Annotated in this window: 20 protein-coding genes; 3 read left to right on the top strand and 17 right to left on the bottom strand. The window is 45.6% G+C overall.

Translation table 11 applies throughout. The features are described 5' to 3' along the window. Positions 1-24: 24 nt before the first annotated feature. From AAV90_RS04585 to AAV90_RS04530, 12 genes are all read right to left on the bottom strand, one after another. Entirely contained in the window at positions 25-1857 is a 1833-nt protein-coding gene (locus tag AAV90_RS04585) for an acyl-CoA dehydrogenase (RefSeq protein ID WP_046496324.1), read from the bottom strand. Between the two features lie 144 nt (positions 1858-2001). Continuing rightward, positions 2002-3414 carry an NADH-quinone oxidoreductase subunit N gene (locus AAV90_RS04580; protein ID WP_052729608.1) on the bottom strand — a complete coding sequence of 471 codons (1413 nt, stop codon included), beginning with the start codon at positions 3412-3414 and terminating at the stop codon, positions 2002-2004. Then, positions 3414-4922 (bottom strand): complex I subunit 4 family protein, encoded by a 1509-nt coding sequence (locus AAV90_RS04575; RefSeq protein WP_046496320.1) that lies wholly within the window; start codon positions 4920-4922, stop codon positions 3414-3416. Before AAV90_RS04575 ends, AAV90_RS04580 begins: the two co-directional genes overlap by 1 nt. A gap of 12 nt (positions 4923-4934) precedes the next feature. Beyond that, the gene (gene nuoL, locus AAV90_RS04570) at positions 4935-6809 is read right to left on the bottom strand and encodes an NADH-quinone oxidoreductase subunit L (RefSeq protein WP_046496318.1); all 1875 of its coding nucleotides are present in this window, start codon (positions 6807-6809) and stop codon (positions 4935-4937) included. Positions 6810-6823: 14 nt separating this feature from the next. After that, complete coding sequence (nuoK, locus tag AAV90_RS04565; protein ID WP_046496316.1) at positions 6824-7132, bottom strand: NADH-quinone oxidoreductase subunit NuoK; 309 nt, start codon at positions 7130-7132, stop codon at positions 6824-6826. After that, positions 7129-7638 (bottom strand): NADH-quinone oxidoreductase subunit J family protein, encoded by a 510-nt coding sequence (locus tag AAV90_RS04560; protein ID WP_046496314.1) that lies wholly within the window; start codon positions 7636-7638, stop codon positions 7129-7131. Before AAV90_RS04560 ends, nuoK begins: the two co-directional genes overlap by 4 nt. Next, on the bottom strand, positions 7625-8323 hold the full coding sequence (locus AAV90_RS14010; RefSeq protein WP_052729607.1) for an NADH-quinone oxidoreductase subunit I: 699 nt from the start codon (positions 8321-8323) through the stop codon (positions 7625-7627). Before AAV90_RS14010 ends, AAV90_RS04560 begins: the two co-directional genes overlap by 14 nt. A 4-nt stretch (positions 8324-8327) precedes the next feature. Next, positions 8328-9365 carry an NADH-quinone oxidoreductase subunit NuoH gene (nuoH, locus tag AAV90_RS04550; protein WP_046496312.1) on the bottom strand — a complete coding sequence of 346 codons (1038 nt, stop codon included), beginning with the start codon at positions 9363-9365 and terminating at the stop codon, positions 8328-8330. 14 nt (positions 9366-9379) lie between these two features. Next, positions 9380-10480: an NADH-quinone oxidoreductase subunit D gene (locus AAV90_RS04545; protein WP_046496310.1), complete on the bottom strand. Its 1101-nt coding sequence runs from the start codon at positions 10478-10480 to the stop codon at positions 9380-9382. A 5-nt stretch (positions 10481-10485) separates the two neighbouring features. Continuing rightward, the gene (locus AAV90_RS04540) at positions 10486-10932 is read right to left on the bottom strand and encodes an NADH-quinone oxidoreductase subunit C (protein ID WP_076982607.1); all 447 of its coding nucleotides are present in this window, start codon (positions 10930-10932) and stop codon (positions 10486-10488) included. 135 nt (positions 10933-11067) lie between these two features. Then, a complete protein-coding gene (locus AAV90_RS04535) occupies positions 11068-11556 on the bottom strand; it encodes an NADH-quinone oxidoreductase subunit B (RefSeq protein WP_046496308.1) in 489 nt (162 codons plus the stop codon). Next, positions 11547-11906, bottom strand: a complete 360-nt coding sequence (locus AAV90_RS04530) for an NADH-quinone oxidoreductase subunit A (protein ID WP_046496305.1) — start codon at positions 11904-11906, stop codon at positions 11547-11549. The genes AAV90_RS04535 and AAV90_RS04530 overlap by 10 nt, the downstream gene beginning before the upstream one ends. 558 nt (positions 11907-12464) lie before the next feature. On the opposite strand from AAV90_RS04530, the gene AAV90_RS04520 reads away from it, so the two are divergent. After that, positions 12465-12974, top strand: coding sequence for a flavin reductase family protein (locus AAV90_RS04520; protein WP_046496301.1), 510 nt, complete (start codon positions 12465-12467; stop codon positions 12972-12974). A gap of 132 nt (positions 12975-13106) precedes the next feature. Here the strand turns inward: AAV90_RS04520 and AAV90_RS04515 are convergent, their stop codons facing one another. The 3 genes from AAV90_RS04515 to AAV90_RS04505 all read right to left on the bottom strand — a co-directional run bounded on the left by AAV90_RS04515 (position 13107) and on the right by AAV90_RS04505 (position 17711). Next, positions 13107-14297: an LCP family protein gene (locus AAV90_RS04515; protein WP_052729606.1), complete on the bottom strand. Its 1191-nt coding sequence runs from the start codon at positions 14295-14297 to the stop codon at positions 13107-13109. A 359-nt stretch (positions 14298-14656) separates the two neighbouring features. Beyond that, complete coding sequence (hflX, locus tag AAV90_RS04510) at positions 14657-15748, bottom strand: GTPase HflX (RefSeq protein WP_052729605.1); 1092 nt, start codon at positions 15746-15748, stop codon at positions 14657-14659. A gap of 22 nt (positions 15749-15770) precedes the next feature. Next, positions 15771-17711, bottom strand: a complete 1941-nt coding sequence (locus AAV90_RS04505; RefSeq protein ID WP_046496299.1) for an ABC transporter ATP-binding protein — start codon at positions 17709-17711, stop codon at positions 15771-15773. Positions 17712-17897: 186 nt separating this feature from the next. Between AAV90_RS04505 and AAV90_RS04500 the strand changes: the two genes are divergently transcribed. Beyond that, complete coding sequence (locus tag AAV90_RS04500; protein WP_242847483.1) at positions 17898-18296, top strand: hotdog fold thioesterase; 399 nt, start codon at positions 17898-17900, stop codon at positions 18294-18296. Positions 18297-18324: 28 nt separating this feature from the next. Here the strand turns inward: AAV90_RS04500 and AAV90_RS04495 are convergent, their stop codons facing one another. Together AAV90_RS04495 and AAV90_RS04490 are read right to left on the bottom strand one after the other, a co-directional pair. Continuing rightward, positions 18325-18954: a polysaccharide deacetylase family protein gene (locus AAV90_RS04495; protein ID WP_052729604.1), complete on the bottom strand. Its 630-nt coding sequence runs from the start codon at positions 18952-18954 to the stop codon at positions 18325-18327. A gap of 352 nt (positions 18955-19306) precedes the next feature. Continuing rightward, entirely contained in the window at positions 19307-20641 is a 1335-nt protein-coding gene (locus AAV90_RS04490; protein ID WP_046496296.1) for an acetyl-CoA hydrolase/transferase family protein, read from the bottom strand. Between the two features lie 200 nt (positions 20642-20841). Here AAV90_RS04490 and AAV90_RS04485 point away from each other — a divergent pair, with 200 nt between their 5' ends. Then, positions 20842-21579, top strand: a complete 738-nt coding sequence (locus AAV90_RS04485) for a hypothetical protein (protein WP_046496294.1) — start codon at positions 20842-20844, stop codon at positions 21577-21579. Positions 21580-21677 lie beyond the last annotated feature (98 nt).

Raw genomic sequence — 21677 nt, 5'->3', positions numbered from 1 at the left:
GCTGAGTGCCGAGCCAAAAACAGGTTAAACTAAAAATGCTTCTTCCATAATATCCAAGGCACTGGTATCCCCATCCTTGAAAATACTAAGTGTGGTTCCTATCTCCGGAACAATGTTGCGAACGTAAAAACGAGCGGCGGCAATTTTGCCATTGTAAAACGCATAATCAAAGTGTTCACTGCCTAGCTGGTTGATTTTGCTTTGCGCCAGCAAGGCCTGATCCAGGATAAGTTTTCCGCCCAACAGTTTCCCGGTAGCATGCAGAATCCGGGTAGCAAATAAAGGCATCATGCTAATTTTATTTTCACCGATATAATTTCCCAGGGTAGCCAGAATACCCTGATAATTTTGCAATGCCTCAGCCATAAGGGCGAATTCCCGCTCAAATCCATTTGTCCCCTCATTTTTATTTACAAAATCGGTAATCTCCTTTAACCAGTCGGCAAACACCTGGCCCTTGCCCAGGGTAAATTTCCGGCCTACCAGATCCATGGCCTGAATGTAATTAGTTCCTTCCCAGATGGGATAGATCCTGCAATCCCGATATAATTCGGCAATCGGATATTCCTCAGAAAACCCATAACCGCCATAACATTGCATGGCAGTAGAGATACACTCGATTGCCATATCACTGCAGTAAGCCTTAATAATAGGTATGTTAACTTCTGCCAGGTTAGCGCAATACCTGGCTAAATTCTTATCAGGGCTATTATAGGCTAAATCCAGTAAATAAAAGTTATTAATAATCATTGCCCGGAATACTTCGATGTGAGACTTTTGAAACAATAGCATACGCCTTACGTCTTCATGTTGCAGAATCGGAACCCGTTCCCCTTTGGGATCGGTCAGAGGGCGGCCTTGGATACGTTCCTGGCTGTAGGCAACTGCGTTGTGATATGCAACCGCCGCCAAGGAAAGGGCTGCATGTCCGGTCATCAGACGCTCCTCATTCATGACTTTAAACATCTGCTTCATTCCGGCGCCAACCCCGTCTTCTCCGGGAGGATCACCCACCAACCAGCCCTTGCATTTACCTTCTTCGCCGAAATTCAAAACACAGGTGGCATTGCCCTTGAGCCCTAACTTATGTTCTATTCCGCTGACACTTACATCATTAGGTTCTGTTATATGGCCATCTTCATCACTAAAAAACTGAGGTATTACAAATAGCGAAAGGCCTTTGGTGCCGGGGGCAGCTCCCTCGATGCGGGCCAACACCAGGTGAATGGTATTGTCGCAAATACCGTTTTCGGCATGGCTGATAAAACACTTGGTTCCTTTTATGTTGTAGACCCCGGGTTCACCGGTTGGATAAGCGCGGGTAAGCAAATCACCCACATCCGATCCGGCGCCCGGCTCGGTCAGACACATAGTAGCCGTCCATTCACCACTAAACATTTTATCAACATACGTCCTCTGCAAATAATCGCTGCCGAATTCCTCCAGCACTTCCCCGGCCGCTGCCGGTCCTGCTAGAATGGTTCCCAGATGAGGATTGGCTCCGATCATATACTCCATCATGGACCACATAACGCTTAACGGTACAGCCGAGGGATCATTCTTGTTTTTATTGCTGCTGCAAAAACCATTTTGCTGGATAAAATGGTAGGCTTCCTTGCATGCCGAAGGCATAAAGGCGTGGCCGTTTTCAAATCGCGACCCAATTTGGTCAGCTTCTTCGCAGGTTGGTGCCACGACTTCTCTGGCACCTTTGAGGGCATTGTCCAGGATAAAGTCGATATCATCCACACTATAGCCGCCTTTAAATCGCGGCGTAGCTAAGACTTGCTCTAAATTCAGCCATTCTTTAAGGATAAACTTATGGTCTCGGGTGCTGTTGATAAAGTTCGCTGACATAAATTCCCCTCCCCTTTATATTTAGTTACAAGTATTATAGTATATTTTGTTCCATAATAGTTATATTTTTACAATAAAAAACAAACCGGGAAACTATCTTCGTAACAGGGTTACAAAAATAGTCCCGGTGTAACTTGCAATGGTTTACATGAAAATAGAAATGGCGGTTTGGGCCCAATTTGACAAGAGTGCGGGATAAACACCGATCAATATTGTAGCCAAGAGGCAGACCCAGAGAGCCAAGCGGGCGGGAGCTTTGACAGTCATCGCTCCTGTCTGGGGGTTGGATCCTATATACATGGCTTTGGCTACCAATAGGTAGTAATATACTGATATCATGCTCATAAGCAAACCTATAAAGGCCAGCCACAGGTAACCGGCCTGAATGGCCCCGGAAAACAGATAAAATTTACCCGCAAATCCAGCCATAGGCGGGATACCCGCCAGGGACAGCAAGCAAATTGTCATAACCGCAGCCAGCATGGGTGAGCGTTGACCCAGCGCATTGAAGGCATCCCGGTCGGTGCTGCCGGTATTTACTTCTACGGCAGTGGCTACCGCGAAGGCCCCGGTATTGGAGAATACATACAACATGGCATAGAACAGCACACCTTTTAAACCATATTGATTGGCTGCCGCCAAACCGGCCAGGATGTAACCAGCCTGGGCAATGCTTGAATAAGCCAGCATACGTTTGACGTTGGTCTGAGTAAGTGCAATCAGGTTGCCAACTACCATCGTCAATGCCGCCAGTATTGCCAGAACCAGAGACCAATTGAATTGGGTTAAAGGGATGGCAAAAATAAATATTCTTAACAAAGCCGCAAAACCCGCTGCCTTGGATCCTACCGCCAAATATGTGGTGATCGGCGTGGGCGCGCCCTGATAGATATCCGGAGCCCACATGTGGAAAGGCACGGCCGCAATCTTAAAAGCAAACCCGGCTGCTATGAGGATAACCCCGGCAATCAAGGCCGGTTCGCGACTGATCTGACCTGCTATCTGGGTAATTACTGTAGTACCGCTTAAGGCAAAAACGAGACTCATGCCAAAGAGTAGAACTGCCGAAGATATGGCTCCTAATATCAAATACTTCAGACCGGCTTCAGATGAGGTTTCATCTTCGAGCAAATAAGCGGTCAGAATATAGAAGCTAACCGTCATTAGTTCCAGTCCGATATAGATGGTTAAAAGATCCCCAGCCGAGGCCATTACCATCATACCCACGGTGGCAAACATCATCAGGGCGTAAAACTCACTCTTTTTATTCCCGAAGCGTTCCATGTATTGACTGGAGTTAAGTATAACTAAAACGGCTGCCAACGCGAAAAGTGCTTTGAAAAAATTAGCATAAGTATCCACCTGGTATATACCGTTAAAGAAAACCTGAGTGTCAGTGAAACGCAGTATAACCAAAATTAGTACTGCCACTAAAGACAAAAGTGAAATTATGCCCACGCTTTGACGGGCTCTATCCTTAAAGATCAGTCCCAGTATTAAAACCAGCATACCTACTGCAGTAGCGAGGATTTCCGGGGCAAGCAAGCTGTAATTCATTAGAATATCCCCCCTATCTGGATTGTTCCAATATGAGCTATGATCTGTCCTACCCCGCTGTTAATCAAATCCATTACTGTAAAGGGCAGGATTCCGCCGATCAATATAGCCGTTCCCAGGACTATGAGAGGAACCATTTCCGGCCCTTGCAGATCCTCCAAATGATCCCATTCCTCGCGGCGGGGTCCAAACAGGACATCCCCCAGGGTTCGCAAAATATATACCGCGGTTAGAATAATCCCGGTAATAGCAATGATACTGATTACCCGATAGACACTGAAGGCGCCCACAAAGATGGTAAACTCACCTATAAAGTTAACCGTACCGGGCAGACCCAATGAAGCCAACCCGGCCAGCATAAAACCTGTTGCCAGGCGGGGCATCTGATGGGCCAGACCGCCAAAGTCACTAACATTGCGGGTATGGCTTTTCTCATAAAGATTGCCGATCATGGCAAAGAAGAGAGCTGCCATAACCCCATGGGCAAACATCATCATAACGGCACCGTTAAGACTGATTACATTTAATGCCGCAATACCGATTAAAACGTAGCCCATGTGACTGACACTGGAATAACCCACGATATATTTAAGGTCTTTTTGACTTAGACAGATAAAGGCTGCATATACCACGTTAAAAATCGCCAGCACCGCTATAAGCGGGGCAATATATTTGGCTCCCGCAGGCAGGATAAAAAGACCGATCCTAATCAAGCCGTAGCCGCCGATTTTCTTCAATACCCCGGCATGGATCATACTTACCGCCGTAGGGGCTCCGGCATAACCATCCGGTGACCAGGCATGAAAGGGAAACATCGATAGCAAGGTGCCAAAACCGACAGCCATTAACGCATAGGCAAATATCTGGAAAGCCAACGGATAGTTGATTTTAGCCAGAGTCATAATATCCATACTGGGGAATCCCAGCAAAGCTTTGGATTTTACAAAAAGGGCTATTAATCCGACCAGAAGGAAAGCACTTCCAATGAGCAGATAGATAGTCAGTTTCATACCGGCATATTCCTTGGTTACCCGTTTGGAGGAACCAAACATAATGACCAGCAAATAAATAGGAATGACCACCACTTCATAGAAAAGGAAGAAAATAAATAGATCCGTGGTAACAAATGTTCCCATAACCCCGGTAATTAAAATCAGCAACAGGACGAAAAACTCTTTGACCCGCTCTTTTATATTCCAGGAAGCATATACGGCACTAAAACCTATTAAATTGGTCAACAGCAGCAGAGGGATGCTGATGCCGTCAACCCCCAGAGCATAGCTGACGCCCAGATCGGCAATCCAGGGTATATGCTCGATAAACTGCATTCCTCCCACAGCGCGGTCATAATTCAGGAACACCAGCAGTGACAAAATGAGACTTACAAAAGTTGCCGCCGCAGCGATGTACTTAATTGCCTTTTGCCTGTTCGCCGACAGGCACATGATTAAGATGGCTCCCAGGATGGGGATGAACAGTGTAATTGATAATATCGGCAAATGATTCATTTTCCCACCTCCTTAAGCCAGCACCGTAAATACGGCACACAACGCTGCAATTAATAGAATAATAATACCCGCGTACATATAGAGTGCATAGCTTTGCACCTGACCATCTTCCGTATAGCGCAGGGTAATACCCAGATGGCCGGTTAACCAAGCAATGCCGTTTACCGCGCCATTGATTACTTTAAGATCGAACCATTCCATAAGCCTGGCAGTGCCATCAACAAAATGCTTGATTAGCCAGGCATAGATCTCATCTATATAATATTTGTGGTAGAGCAACTGATACAGGCCGCCCATCTTGATCTTGATACGCTCGAAATCCACCCACTTTTTTTGATAGATCGCCCACGCCAGAAATATTCCCGCTATTGCCAGCAGAGACGAAATAATCATAATACTGTGATTGGGGGCAGGATGAAATGCTCCCGGATAAGTAATATAGTGGTCAAAGGCATTGTTCATCAGAGGTGAGCCGACTAAACCAGCTACGACTGCCAATACGGCCAATATGATCAAGGGTACGGTCATCACAGCGGGCGATTCATGAGCCTGTTCGCCCCCTTTATTGTCCCCAAAGAAAGCTACAAAGATCAGCCTAAACATATAGAAAGCCGTCATAAAAGCTACCAGTGAACCCAAAATATACAATGCGGTATGACCGGAGGCCAAGGCGGAAAGGAGTATTTCATCCTTGCTCCAAAACCCGGACAGAGGCGGAATACCGCTTAAAGCCAAAGCTCCAATAACAAAGGTCCAGGTAGTAATAGGCATCTTTTTATGCAGATTGCCCATTTTCCAGATGTCCTGTTCATTAGCCAGGGCATGAATAACCGATCCGGCGGCCAGGAAGAGCAAACTCTTAAAGAAAGCATGGGTCATCAGATGAAACATACCGGCTGCCATGGCTCCTACACCCATAGCCATGACCATGTATCCCAACTGTGAAAGGGTAGAGTAGGCCAGGATACGTTTGATGTCATTTTGCACCAGGGCGATACTTGCCGCAAAAAGAGCGGTGAATCCGCCTATTATGGCGATCACCAACATGGTTTCAGGAGAAGCGTTAAAAATGAAGAAGGCTCGGGCAATTAGGTAGACACCGGCTGCTACCATGGTCGCGGCATGAATTAAAGCACTGACCGGAGTCGGGCCTTCCATAGCATCCGGCAACCAGACGTGTAAAGGAAACTGCGCTGACTTGCCGACCGGTCCGGCAAAGAGCAGCAATGATACTGTAATCAAAATGGCGGTATTGCCGTAACCTGCTACCGCACCCGCTAATTCGCTATAGTTTAAGGTTCCAAATATTATCTGCAGGAAGAGGATGCCGAGCAAAAAGCCGAAGTCCCCTATCCGGTTCGTTATAAAAGCCTTCTTGGCGGCATCTTTGGCGGAATTACGGCCAAACCAAAAACCGATCAACAGGTAGGAGGACAGTCCCACCAATTCCCAAAAAACAAAGATTTGCCCGAAATTATTGGCAACTACCAAACCCAGCATCGATCCGGCAAAAATACTCTGATACGCATAATAACTGGCAAAACCAGGATCATCATGCATATAGCCGAGTGAATATACCTGTACCAATAACGCTACAATCGTTACTACCAACAGCATAACAGCAGTCAAAGGGTCAATTAAAAGCCCCATATCGACTGACAGACCTGGCATGTTCAGCCAGCGAACCGCAACTTCATAAGTAAAACCTGCCTCCCCTGCAAAAACAATCATACTTATCAGTATGGAGAGGATTAGACCGACCCCAATCGACAGAATAGATAGCGCCGCTGATATTTTCGGCCAGCGGTGCAAAAACAGACCGATCAAAGCAAAGGCCAAAAACGGCAGGAAGGGGATCACCCAGGATAAACTCAAAACATTTTGCATCTTATCTCACCTGCCTACCATTTTAGTAAATCGAAATCATCCAGATTAACTGATTTTTTTTGTTTGTATATCGTAATGATCAAAGCCAGTCCTACAGCAACCTCCGCGGCTGCAACTACTATCACGAAAATTGCAAAGAGCTGGCCCACCCCTGGCTCAGAATTAATGAATCTGCTGATGGCTACAAAATTAATGTTAACCGCATTTAGCATTATTTCAACCGACATCAATACCGCGACCGCGTTACGTTTGGACAGTACTCCATACATCCCTATCCCAAATAAAATCGTACTCAGGATTAAATAATGCGTGAAACCAATCATTTATCATCAGCTCCTTTGGCCAAAATAATAGCGCCTACTATGGCTACCAGGAGTAAAACGGCTGCTATCTCAAAAGCAACTACGTATTTGCCCAGCATCAAATCTGCCAGTACCGCCATCTCATCCGCACCGGTGGTGCCAACGGCCAAAGGCCAATGAGTAAACCAGATCGCGGCCCCCATAGTTATGACTAAAAGGATGCTTAGATATATTCCGCCCAAACGCCTTGGTAGTCTGGGGCTAGGCGGGTTAGTCCGATGAGGTTCAACGTCCATTACCAACATTATCGCAAATATAATCAGAACCGAAATTGCACCCCCGTAAATCAGGATTTGCACCAGGCCTATAAACCCGGCATTCATTTGAAAATATAAGCCCGCCACACCCAAGAAGGTTACTACCAGCAAAAGCGCACTATATACAATATTCCTGGAAGTTATGACCCCCAGGGCCGAACCCGCCGTTATCACCGCCAGCAAGAAAAACACGGCATCATTTAGACTCATCTTCTGCTCCTCCTCCCTTTAAGCGGTCTTTTTTTTCTTTATTCACAAAAGCCACGGCTACTTTTTTAGCTTTTTCCCGGTCAGCAATCATCAAAGCAGCCATACGGCTTAATTTTTGCTCATCTTCCAACAAAATCCCGGCCAGTATTTCGGCATCCTCATCATTTTCCACCATTTTGCGCACCGTTTTTTGCGGATTTTTTTGCAAGGCAGCCGTCATAGCCGCCAATTGTTTTTCCTTTTTAGTCTCATCCGGTTCTGGCGCGTCCCCTTTAAGATCAACCTTTACGGCTGACGGCTCCTCTTTTGGTATTTCGTAGACGATCTTGATTTGATCCCGCTGATAGCGGGAAAGTTCAAAATCGTGTGTAAAGTAGAGGGTGTTGGTAGGACAGGCCTCTACACATAGATTACAAAACAGGCAATATTGCAGATCAATAGTATAACTAACCAGTTCTTTTTTCTTGCTGCCCTCAACCTGTCGGCTTTCATAGCTTAAAACGTTGTTGGGGCAGGCCTTGGTGCAAAGACCACAGACTATACATTTGGTGTAATCAAAATGCAGACAACCCCGGAATCTATCCTGTAAATAAGGCATCTGTTCCGGATACTGAATCGTAATATCCTTTCCCACCGCGCGTTTAAGCGTGATATATAATCCCTTTAATAATCCTTGACCTTTCATCCTCTTACCACCCCATTCCCGCCAAGAACTGGATTCCAGCACCGGTCACCAAAATATTGGCTAATGTTACCGGAATGAGCACCTTCCAGCTAAACGACATCAGGTGATCCATGCGAATACGGGGAAAGGTCCATTTCATCCACATAAAGATCAGCATGACCAGATAGGTTTTTATAATTATCCATATCCAGGAAGGCAGCCATGGCCCGTGCCAGCCGCCCAAAAACATGGTGGAGGCCAGTGCGGACACAGCTACCAGGTTAGTATACTCAGCCAGGAAAAATAAGGCCCAGCGCATACCGGTATATTCCGTATAAGCACCCGCCGTCAGTTCCTGCTCGGCTTCAGGCATATCAAACGGCCCCCGGTTTAGTTCGGCGGTCGCAGCGATAAAAAAAGTTATAAAAGCCACCGGTTGCAAAATGATAAACCAGATATTGTTCTGAGCCGCCACGATATCTGATAAACTCAGCGACCCGGCTATCATAATTACTCCCAGCAAGGAGAAAGCCAAGGGAATTTCATAGCTTATCATTTGGGCAACCGAACGCATTGCCCCTAGCAAGGACCACTTGTTATTAGAACCCCAGCCAGCCATTAAAAGACAGATGGTGCTTAATGAAGCCACTGAAATAAAATAGAAAACCCCTACGTTAAGATCCACAATCTGCATGCCGTCTCCCATTGGCAGCACTACATAAAGCATCACCGCTATGATGATAAAAAAGATGGGCGCAGTGCGAAATATAATGCGGTCAGCCGCGCTGGGGATAATATCTTCCTTAGTCAACAGCTTGATCGCATCGGCAATGGTCTGAAACATACCGGCCGGGCCCAAGCGGTTAGGCCCTAGACGCTGCTGCATAAATCCGGCTACCTTGCGCTCCAGCCAGATCAGGACGATAACGTTGATGGTAACGATCGCCACGATGCAGATCCATTGTACTATCAAAAGAACCAAGTCGGCTCCTTTAGACGACAGCCCCAGTCCCATCAGCCAGACAATAAGGCTATGAGCAATGTTTAGAAAAAAATGTTCCATACCTATCCGCTCCTCTATCGGTCTGATTCGCCCAACACCGGATCCAGGGTAGCGATGTTAGCTATAATATCCTGCAGCTTGCCGCCTTTGGAGATCATGGGCAAGACCATCAAATTAATAAAAGAAGGGGCTCGCACATGCAGGCGATAAGGCTTTTCGCCGCCATCAGCTACAATATAGTAACCTAATTCCCCTTTGGATGATTCGATCCGGTGATAAACCTCGATTCCTTCTGCCGGTTTAATAATCCGCGGGACTTTGGCCTTGACTTCACCTTCGGGAAGCTGATTTAAAGCCTGCTCAATGATGTGAATACTTTGTTGCATTTCCTCCATGCGCACCAGCAGTCGATCCCAGCTGTCCCCATTTTCGGCTAAAGGGACAGTAAAATCAAAACGGTCGTAGATGCCATAGGGCTCAGCTTTGCGGATATCGTAGTCAATGCCGCAGGCCCTAAGGTTAGGGCCGCTTACCCCATAAGCAATGGCATCATCGGCATTTAATCTGCCCACACCCTTTAAGCGGGCCTGCAGTATCTCATTGCCGATAATCAGACCATCATATTCGGCGATCATCTCGGGAAAATCAGCTATAAAACTGCGTGCCGCCGGTATAAATGTATCCGGTAAGTCCTCGCTGACTCCGCCGATTCGCATATACGAAGCAATTAATCTCTGCCCGCTCGTCATTTCAAACATATCCATGATGCGTTCCCTGTCCCGTAGACAATAAATCAGGCCAGTAGTAGCCCCCAGGTCGATGGCGCAACTGCCGATAAAAAGCAAATGGGATGCTATCCGGGAGAATTCCGCCATGATTATGCGTATATATTCAGCCCGCTCCGGTACTGCAACCCCGAGCATTTTCTCTACCGCCTGGCAATAGCCCAGGGTAGGCAGATGGCTGGCCAGATAATCCAGACGTGAAGTGTAGGGAACATATTGTGGATAGGTACGGCTCTCGGCAATCTTTTCCACTGAACGGTGCACATAGCCCAGATGAACAATGGCATCAACTATAAACTCTCCGTCCATAACCGCCTCCACATGCAATCCCCCATGGGTGCTGGGATGCTGAGGGCCAATATTAATGGTAAATTGTTCCGTCCTTAGCAAAATGTTCACCTCTCCATTTCAAAATCTTTACGCAGGGGATGACCGGTAAAATCATCCGGCAGCAATACCCGCACCAGGTTAGGATGCCCCTTAAAATCAATTCCCATTAAATCGTAGACTTCCCGTTCCTGCCAGTCGGCTGTGGGCCAGATTAGGCATACTGAATCAACCTGGGCCTGATTTCTGGAAACCCGGGTTTTTACCCCTGTTTTATTGTTGGCGGGAATGGAGTACAGGTGGTAGACTATTTCAAAATATTCCCCGTAGTCCACAGCAGTTAAATTCGCCAAATAATTAAAGCCATATTCGTTTTTTAACTTATCCATCAGCACCAGCAATTGATCCGGGCTGATATGAATCCAATTGAAAAAGGCATCCTCACTTAACTCCAGCTTATCCCCCATTAGGTTTTGCAATTCTGCAAGCATTTTATCTAGGTTGTAATCGCCCATATTAAACCCCCTGAATTCTGTGACATTAAAACAAAAGCCGTACTAGGCACTCTATTATTAATGATCCCCATAACCGAGGTACCCAACCAGCAATAAGGATGGTTGGGTGTTACGGCTGGGGAAAATATCGTCATATTAGCTGCTTTCGACTTTCTTTTTTAGTTCCAACAGTCCGTGGAACAGGGCTTCCGGCCGCGGCGGGCACCCCGGGACAAAGACATCGACTTTAAACAGGGAGTCTGCCCCCGGCAAAACACTGTAACCATCCCGAAAAGGGCCGCCGCTGGTGGCACAGTTCCCCATGGCCAGCACCCATTTAGGTTCGGGCATCTGGGCATATACCCTTTCTACCGCCGGTTTCATCTTTAACGTTATCGGCCCAGCCACGATCAATAGATCAGCCTGGCGCGGCGAAGCTCTAAAAACCTCGTAACCATAGCGGGCAATATCAAAGCGGCCTGCACCGGCAGCCATCAATTCTATCGGGCAACAGTTGCAGCCATAAGATAGCGGCCAGAATGAACGGGCGCGTCCCCAGTTCCATACCTTTTCCAAGGTGGTAACAATTATATTGTGCTTTTCCAATACCTCTACATCATTTTCCTCAATTGATTTTAATACCATTCCAAAGCACCTTCCTTCCAGGCATACCACAGCCCTGTCAGCAGAATAGCGATAAATACCAGCATTTCTACAAAGGCAAAAAGGCCTAAGGCTTTAAATCTGACTGCCCAAGGAAACAGGAAAATAGTTTCTATGTCAAATGCCAGGAAAACCAGGGCGTATAGAAAATAGTTAACCCGAAAACGAACCCAAGTCCGTCCCTGGGTATCCACGCCACATTCATAGGTTGTCAGTTTTTCCTCATCCGGCAATGGTTTAGGGCGTACCACCCACGCCAGTCCTAAAGCTGCCAGTGGAAACAAGATGGTCAACAGTAGAAAAATCCCTATAGTAGCATAGTCTCCCAACAATAGCGTCTGCCTCCTTTTACCGTTAATGGAGCTAAAAAATGTATTTCAGGTAAAATATTGTATAACTTTTGCCATTACCACACATTACTTGACATTATACTACTTTCGAAATAATAGCACATAAAATAAAAATAGCATACTCCTATACACAATTGTTACACTTTTTTCAGTTTAAGATTTAAGTTTTGACCTTACAATCTTGTCTCTTTTTATTTGGCCCAAGGCGTCCGGTCAATAATATATTTTTATATATTAAAAATCACATTATTTTACCCAGTTTTTTATATGGTTTACAAGAGCTGTATAGATCAATATGCCTAATTTTTAAAGATCCTTGGGCAGTACAGAAACCTATTATTAAACATACAATACATATACGAATAGAAAGTATTGTGGGATTTGCCCATTTATATTATAAATACGTCCGGTTTGATATATACTTAATTAAACTAACCAAGCCTTCCCGCAGATATTGGGCAAGCAGCCTCAAATCTGATCCCCATCTGGTTGGCTTTGAAGAATACAGTTCAATAATTTCTGGAAAGGAGACTATTAATCATGTCAAATGAAATTTCCTACGAACAATATGCATCCCAGTTTCTTACCCAGTTGCCCCGCGGTGCATTCCTGACCGTAAAAGACCAGGGCAGATTAAACACCATGACTATCGGCTGGGGCAGTATTGGCCACATATGGCAAAGGCCCGTTATAATGGTAATGGTTCGGCAAACCCGCTATACCTATCAATTGATGGAAGCATCTTCCGATTTTTCAGTTAGCCTGCCGGTTCAGGGTGAGTTAAAATCCGACCTGGCCATTGCCGGTACAAAATCGGGCCGTGACATCGATAAATTCAGCGAATGTCGGTTAACCGCTCAAAATGCCCGCACTATTTCCAGTCCGGTTATTGGCGAATGCGGACTGGTTTTTGAATGTCAAATCCTGTTTAAGCAGCTTATGGATCCCGAGCATTTAAATTCCGAGATTCGCGCCAAGTTTTATGGCAATGATGACTATCACGTCCTGTATTTCGGAGAAATCACCGCCTGCTATTCAATTGACCAATAGGTTAAGAAGTAGACGCGAATAACAGAGCCTGGCACTCAGCAGGAGCAGTATACAACTGATCCGGCTCGGCTTAGGCTGAGTGCCGGGCAAAAAAAGGGGGGCCCGATAAAAGCAGGCCCCCCTTTTTTTATTTTAAGGATTAATTGTATGTGGCTTAAAGGAGCTATTTATGTTACCCCCGGGATTCCCTTCAGGAGGCAAGGGAGTTCCTGGATCTGGATTAACCGGCTCCTCTCCCGGGTTGTTGGGATCGGGTTCAGGATTATTGGTATTGCCGTCCCCCGGTGTTCCCGGGGATGGTACCGGAACATCGATAGTATCAGGCTCTTTTACATCCGGTTTCGGCTCCGGTTCATTTTTTTTCAAGGTATCCGGCAACGGTAAATCAACCGGTTTATATTTGTTCTGATTCTTGCTTATCCAACTGGGTGGATCACCGACCACGGGAAACGTCTTCCCCTGCAGAAGAGAACTGACCAAAATCTTTGCCTTGGTTTTATCAGCCTCCCAGTAACTGGCTCCGCTGGAGGGATCGGTATAAGGATAACCCGGCAAGGTCTGGGTGGTTATATTTTGGATATCAATTTTTCTGGCGATTTGGGCCAAGTGTAACATATCCTGCATGGATATATTAGTATCCACATATTTTACGATCTGGGGCAGCAATTTGGGAAGTTTGGTGATGGTATTAGTTTGAAACATCTGCTCCGCCAAAGCTTTAATGAATTTCTGCTGCCTTTGGGTTCTACCGATGTCAGCTGTAGGACCGCCCCGGTAGCGCACATATTGCAGGGCTTGATCCCCGTTGAGATGTTGATGACCTTTGGATAGATTTATACTATAGCTGACGTCCCGGTGCACCATATTAGTCTCCACATCAATATCTACCCCGCCCAAAGTATCAACAATTTCCCCGAAACCATCAAAGTTAGTAATAACATAATGTTCAACCCGGACATCAAGCAGTTTGCCAACTTCTTTGCAGGCAGCCTCCGGTCCTTTGGTATAGTTTACACTGTTTATTTTTTCATCACGCCCAAAGGTGTTTTTAATCCTGGTATCACGGGGTATGGATACCATGGCAACTTTGTTGTTTTGGGAATCAATAGAAGCCAAGATCATGGTATCACTGCGGGAATTTTTTTCACCATCGCGGGCATCTATGCCCATAAAAAGTACGTTTATGGTCTCGCCCTTTTCATTTTTCTCGGCAATGGTGTCCTTAAACAAACCTTTAAATTGACCGCCCAATAGTGCTCCAATGGCAAATGTACCTAAAAACACCAGAATTAGAATGGATATGGTTCCTTTTTTGCGCATCATTCGTTTTTAATTCTCCCATCCCCACATTGATAAAAGCAAATCCAAAAATTTTGCCCTTAAAGTATGATTTTTTATTATTAAGGGCATTTTGCCGACAACAGTATAAAACGCTTTTCATTATTTCTACGTAAAAGCAATCAAAATAATTTCAGGATTACAACAATAATGTTAATTTTACTCTCGCCGGCACCTGCTGTCCATGGATATATTTAGTTATAAATCCGCCAATAAACCGTTATATATGGTATTTCCCCCACAAAGTAAGCGGTATATTATAATTGCACCGCCTACTAAAGCCGTATCCCATCTTAGCTATGAATAGCTATTTTATGCCACATTTTTAAAACCGAAAACATTAATCAAAACAATATTATTTCCAGGCGTTTAAGTAAATCATCGATCCCCTGTCCGGTTCGGGCCGACACGTAAATTGCCGGCCCGCTGTTATCCGGTGGATCCTGCAGCAGATCTGATTTATTAAAAACCGTAACTATTCTGTCCGAATCAGCTCCGAGTTCCCACAGAACCTTTTCCACTACTTCGATCTTATCGGCTGCATCAGGATCGGAAATATCCACCACGTGCAAAAGCAGGTCAGCTTCAATTACTTCCTCCAGGGTGGATTTGAATGCAGCTACCAGGTGGTGGGGCAGATTCTGAATAAATCCAACCGTATCGGTCAGCAAGATTTCTTTCTGATCTGCCCAGCGTATTTTTCTGATCGTGGTATCCAAGGTTCGGAAAAGCTGCTGGTCGGCTTTTACCTGAGCTGTTTTGCTGCGGTGCCCGGTTTGACATAGGGTATTAAATAAAGATGATTTGCCGGCATTGGTATAACCCACCAGGGAAACCTGCTTCATTCCGGATCGCTGGCGTTGCACCCGGTGCAGTTTGCGGGTATTTTCCACCTTTTGCATGCGTTTTTTTATATCCTGAATCCTTTGGCGGATATACCGCCTGTCCAATTCCAGTTTCTGTTCACCGCTGCCACGGGTACCTATGCCGGCTCCCAGACGGCTCAAGGTGACTCCTTGACCGGTTAAACGGGGCAGCTGGTATTGCAGCCGAGCCAGTTCCACCTGCAAAATTCCTTCATTAGACTTGGCTCGCTGGCTGAAAATATCCAAGATCAGCATGGTACGGTCAATAATTTTAATATTTAAAGCCTCTTCCAAATTACGCAATTGCACCGGGGACAATTCGTTGTCAAAAATGATCAGATCCGGTTCCAGTTCGGCAGCCAGATGCTTAAGCTCCTCTAGTTTGCCCTTGCCTATGTAGGTCGCCCCATGAACCCTTTCCCGCGACTGCACCAGGACAGCGGCAACCTCACCCCCCGCAGCTTCAGTCAAAGCCTGTAGCTCCTGCAGGGATGCCTGAAAGTTAAATCCGGCATCGCTTTTAAGTTCCACTCCTACCAATATCGCTTTTTCTGGTTTATTATCGTTCACTCATTAATGCTCCTCTTGTTTTTTATCGGGGATTTAAACCAGCAGTCTTAGTCTCGCTTGCTTCCAGTTCCACGTTTAGCTTTTCCCAATCGCAATACGCAGATTCCAGGTCTTGTTCTAGCTGTCGGTAGGCAGTCGTAACAGCGCGGGCATTTTCATCATCACTATAAGTTGCTGGGTCTGCCAGAGATGTTTCCAGATCCGTTTTTTGCCCTTCCAGTTCCGTAATACGCATTTCCAGCTCTTCCAGTTGTTTTTGCTGCCAGCGTTTTTTGCGCCGCTGTTCCTTTTCTTCCTCGCGGGCTTGCCATTCCGAACGCAGAACCTGCTGCCTGTCTGCCTTTTTATCGGATTGCACAAGCTGCTTTTGGGCCTGCTTTTTCTCCAGATAATAGCTGTAATTGCCGTCGTAACATTCCATATTACCGTTTTCTATAGTTAAGATCCGCTCGGCCACCTGATCAACAAAATAGCGATCATGGGAAACCATAAGCAACGTTCCTTCATAATCCTTTAGCATCTGCTCCACCACCTGACGGCTTTCTATATCCAGATGATTGGTGGGTTCATCCAAAACCAAAAAGTTATCGCCCGCCAACAGCAGTTTTAAAAAAGCCAACCTTCCTTTTTCCCCGCCGCTTAAGTCACCCACCAGCTTAAATACATCGTCGCCGCTGAAAAGCATGGTTCCCAAAGCAGTCCGGGCTTCCTCCACCTTTATTTCAAAATGGTTGAGAAGCTCTTCCAATACGGTGTTGGAAGGTTCAAGATCATCATATTCCTGCCCGAAATAACCGATACTAACCCGGCTGCCAATTTTTACTTCACCTTCATCAGCATCCAGGCGCTGGCTAATAATTTTTAAAAAAGTAGTTTTGCCGCATCCGTTAGGACCAATCAGAGCCACTTTTTCGCCTTTTTTGATTTGCAGGTGCAAACGTTTCAGGATCTGCTTTTCCCCAAAGGATTTGGATATATTCTTAACGGTCAGTACATCCTGACCGCTTTCCTGTTTAATCGCCAGGGAATGCTGGCCTAGCACCTTTTCTTGGACAGGTGCCGCTATACGTTCCAAACGTTCCAATTGGGATTGACGCCCGCGCGCCTGTTTGGATTTAATACCGGCCTTAAAGCGACGGATATAAGCTTCGGTCTGACGAATGTATTCCTGCTGTTTTCGGTATGCCCGCTGCCAGGCCAGATCCTCGGCGGCTCTTTTTTCCAGGAATTGACTGTAGTTGCCTGCATAGGAATGCAACTCACCCGGGCGCAGATCCAGAATACGGGTGGCAACCTTGTCCAAAAAACGACGGTCATGTGATACTACCAAGATTGTGCCCGGATAGGTTATAAAAAAGTCCTCCAGCCATTCCACTGAATTCATATCCAGATGATTGGTTGGCTCATCCAAAAAAAGCAGTTCCGGCGATTTGGCCAGCAAACGTCCCAGGTTCAACCGGGTTTTCTGACCTCCGCTCAGGGTGCCGGCCCGGCTGTCAAAATCATTCGGACTGAAACCCAGTCCGATCAAAATACGCCGGGCCTTGTTTTCACAGGCGTAACCATCAGCTCGTTCATATGCTTCGCTAACCCGGGCATAATCGTCCATAATTCGGGTCAGTTCCGGACCGCCTTGGCTCATAGCCGATTCCAGCTCATGCAGTAATCGACGCTTCTCCAACACTCCCTTATAGCCCTCCAGCACTACCTCCCAGACCGTTGATTCTTCTTTAAAGTCGGCCAATTGTTCCAGGTATCCTCTGGCAGCTGTTGCTGCATAGCTTAATTCGCCGCTGTCGGGGGTCATCTGACCGTCCAGGCACTTTAACAGAGTAGTCTTGCCCACCCCGTTGGCTCCGACCAAACCCACCCGTTCACCTGCCTGTATACTTAAACTGATATCCCGGAGAACTTCCTGCTCCCCAAAGGACACATTAATTTTTTGCGCTTGAAGTATTACCATCGTTTCACCACGTTACCCTTTTCTTTCACAAAATATGACATCACCTAAAAGCCCACTTGCCTGCAAACCAAAAGGTCTTTGGGGGGGAGCAAATTACATGTGCCCTGCATTTGTTAATATGTTATCATAAGTTCGTAATCTAAACAGGTTTTAGGATAATATACAAGAAAGAAGGCATGATGTAACGTGTTTGATGCTTTAGGATTTGATATCGACCAAACTGTCTTAGGAACACTAGGAATAGAATTAACTGAATTTACCAAAGAAAAAGTAGTGGCTACCATGCCCGTTACCCCTAAAACCCATCAGCCTTTTGGCGTTATGCATGGCGGCGTTTCCGTAGTAATTGCTGAAACTGTGGCTTCAGTCGGCAGTTACCAGTTTATTGATGCCCAAAAGCAACGGGCTGTGGGTCTGGAGATTAACGCCAACCATATCCGCAGTAAAAGCGATGGAATAGTCCATGCAGTTGGCACGCCCATTCATGTAGGCCGCCGGACAATCGTGTGGGATATCCGCATTTACGACGAAGGGGAAAACCTCATCTGCATATCCCGCTGTACCATGGCTATAATTGATTTGTAGCTGGATTTATCTAATCCATAACGATGAACTATTGACCCGCGGCCAATAGTTCATCCAAGGTAACGAAAGTATAACCTGCTTCTTGGTAAGCGTTAATTATAATCGGCAGTGCCGCCACAGTTTTACTGCGATCCAGGTTACCATCGTGAGCGAGGATAATTATTCCTGGCTCGGCTCGGTTAATTACCCTTAAGGCCATTTCTTCAGGGGTTTTACAGCTTCGGTTTTCAACACATACCGACCATAGAACTGTTTTATATCCGTTGTGGGCTGCAACATCTAGTATTGCCTGATTAAACAGTTTTTTAGGCGGCCGAAAGTAATGGGGCGGACGGTGGGTCAGATCCCTAATAATTTTATCCGTTTCCGTAATTTCCCTGGCAACCTCTTCCCGACTGCATTGGGGCAGATCGGGATGGGTAGTGGTATGATTTTCAACTTTATGGCCCTGCGCAATTTCGCTAAATAGTAGCTCAGGATGCAGCCGGGCATTACGCCCAATCACGAAAAAAGTGGCCTTGACATGGTACTTACTAAGCACATCCAAGATTTGCTTCGTATAAAGGGGATCCGGGCCATCATCAAATGTTAAAGCTACCAGTTTGCGACCGCCAGTATCGACCTTATAAACCGGTGGGGCTGAATTTTGAGCCGCCACTGGTTTAACAGACGATTGTTTTTTTATACTGCCGTTTGATAAAGACGAAGTGGGATTTAGTAGTAGAATACCTAATAATAAGCATATTAAGAAAAATGATTGTCTCCTTTTTTTCAGCTTGTCCCCCCCCTTTCAAGAAAAGATCTGCCGATTAATTAATCTTTTCTGGCTGCAACGTTAATTTAACTACAAAAATTGACATGCAAACCTTTCACTTGCCATAAAATTGATGAAAAAACGAACCCTAACCAGTATAGTTCATCTATTGGGCTTAACCTACAGCTTTTTTATGGCAGAAATAGCAGGGACAAGACAAATTGAAAAGGACAGAAAAATGGCTGATTTACGCTGTCTACAGCTTGTTGCTCCTCCTCCAGATGTTCATTTCCGCGGCTGACTTAACCAGCTCATCCTGGAAGCGGGGATGGGCTATTTTAATTAATTCTTCCGCTCGTTCCCAAGTGGACTTGCCTTTTACATTGGCGATCCCGTATTCGGTCACTATATATTGAGCGATAGTGCGGGGTACGGTTACTATGGATCCTGGGCTTAAGGTAGGAAGGATACGGGAGCTTAGCTTGCCCTCCTTGTCGGTAAAGGTTGAGGACATACAAATAAAACCTTTACCGCCTTCCGACATATAGGAGCCTAGCATAAAATCCACCTGACCCCCGGTGCCGGATATATGACGAAAACCTGAAGACTCGGAATTGATCTGGGAGTACAGATCCACTTCAATCGCACTGTTGATGGCTATTACTTTGGGATTCATGGCAATAATGTGGGGTGTGTTTATATGCTTTATGGAATAGGTGGCGCAAGCCGGATTGCGATGAATAAACCGATATAATTCCTGGGAACCCATGGCAAATCCATACACCATTTTGCCTTTGTCCCGACCCTTGTTTTTTCCGCTTATCCGGCCGGACTGATACATTTTTACGTGAGCATCGGCCAGCATTTCCGTATGTACCCCCAGATCTTGAAGATCTGAATCAGCGATAAGCTCGCCGACCGTATTGGGCATAGCTCCGATGCCAAGTTGTATACAGGCTCCATCCTCAATCTCGTTCATTAACAGGTCAGCTATCTTACGATCGATCTTATTAGCCTTAAGTACCGGCAGCGTAAATAGCGGGTCGTGATCTCCTTCCACCACCAGGTCTATTTCACTGATATGCACCGATTCGTCACTACCGCCATAAGCAACCGGCATATTACGGTTTACTTCAACTATTACTTTCCGGCCGGCTTCAACCAGTATCCGGGCATGTGCCGCACTAGGGCCAAAATTCATGTTCCCCTTGTCATCCATCTCCCCTACCTGCAGCATGACCACATCCAAACTGTTTCTAGCCAATATCCTGGGAAATTCATAATAAAGGGCCGGGACATAATAATAATTGCCTTGTGGGGCTAGTTTGCGATCGTAGCCTGAAGCATGCCAGTTGTTATAAATAAAATGTTTGCCTTCAGGATCACTGGAAATAGTATATAAAGGATACATGGTGACACTGCTGCTTACAATAACCCCTTCCAGTTCATCCCGCCGGGCTGCCAAGGCTCTGTCCAGAGCCGGGGGAACCCCATTATATGAGTTAAATTGAATCCGGTCGCCCGATTTTACCAATTTAACAGCCTCACGAGGCGAAACCAGCTTTTGACGGTACTCCTGCTGAAAGCTCACGGTTAATCATCTCCTTATGCCAAACGTTTTTTTAAGTCATTATCCGTATGTTTGTATTCTCTAAGTTAATATTATAGCATTAAATATTTTGTCCGTAGCCTGAGTCGATACCGTTTGGAATAATTTGCTGGTTAAACCTGTATAAATTGATGTATCCTGGGAGTAATGGTAGTAATATTTAAAAAAAGGGGGGATTAATAATGAAGAAACTTGGCTTTCTTACTAAATTGGGGGCATTATTTATAGTTTTGTCATTAACTATATACTCCATTCATTATGCCATCTTCAGTGACGCTCCTTTCATTTTCCGTTATTTTATTGCTCAACTAGGATTTCTGCCTATTAATGTATTGCTGGTAACAATCGTATTTAATAGTTTGATGACTAACCGGGCCAAAAATGAACGCTTAATAAAAATGAATATGGTTATCGGAGCATTTTTCAGTGAGGTGGGCACCGAGTTGTTAAAAACTTTGACTTGCCATTATTTCACACCAGAAACCTTCGGGCAACAATTGCTTTTAAGTGACTCCTGGGAGCAAGCAGACTTTGCTAACGCGAAAAACCTACTTAAAAATTCCCATCTTAGTCAGATTGACCCCGCCTCTTTACAGGATATGAACAGCTTTTTAATCGCTAAACGAGATTTTTTGTTGCGTCTTTTAGAAAACCCTAATTTACTGGAACATGAAAGCTTTACCAACCTGCTCTGGGCCGTATTTCACCTCAGCGATGAACTTGGTCAAAGAAATGATTTGGCTTCACTTTCCAATAGTGATTACGCTCATTTGCGGGAAGATGTAAAGCGCGTATATCTGAGTCTGGCCAACCAATGGCTAGATTATATGCAGCATTTAAAAGCCAACTACCCCTATCTGTTTTCACTAGGTGTGCGCACCAACCCTTTTAATCCGCAGGCCGAGGTGGAAGTAAGGTAATAGATACAGAATCACACAGATTATTTTTATTAAAGTATAGGTAAGATTAGTTTCTAATCTTACCTATACTTTAATGGGATAATCTGTGTGATTCCATT

It is taken from the genome of Syntrophomonas zehnderi OL-4, from assembly GCF_000983115.1.
GTDB lineage: Bacteria > Bacillota > Syntrophomonadia > Syntrophomonadales > Syntrophomonadaceae > Syntrophomonas_B > Syntrophomonas_B zehnderi.
The sequence above is the reverse complement of the archived record's forward strand: the minus strand, read 5'-3'. Positions and strand labels throughout refer to the sequence as shown.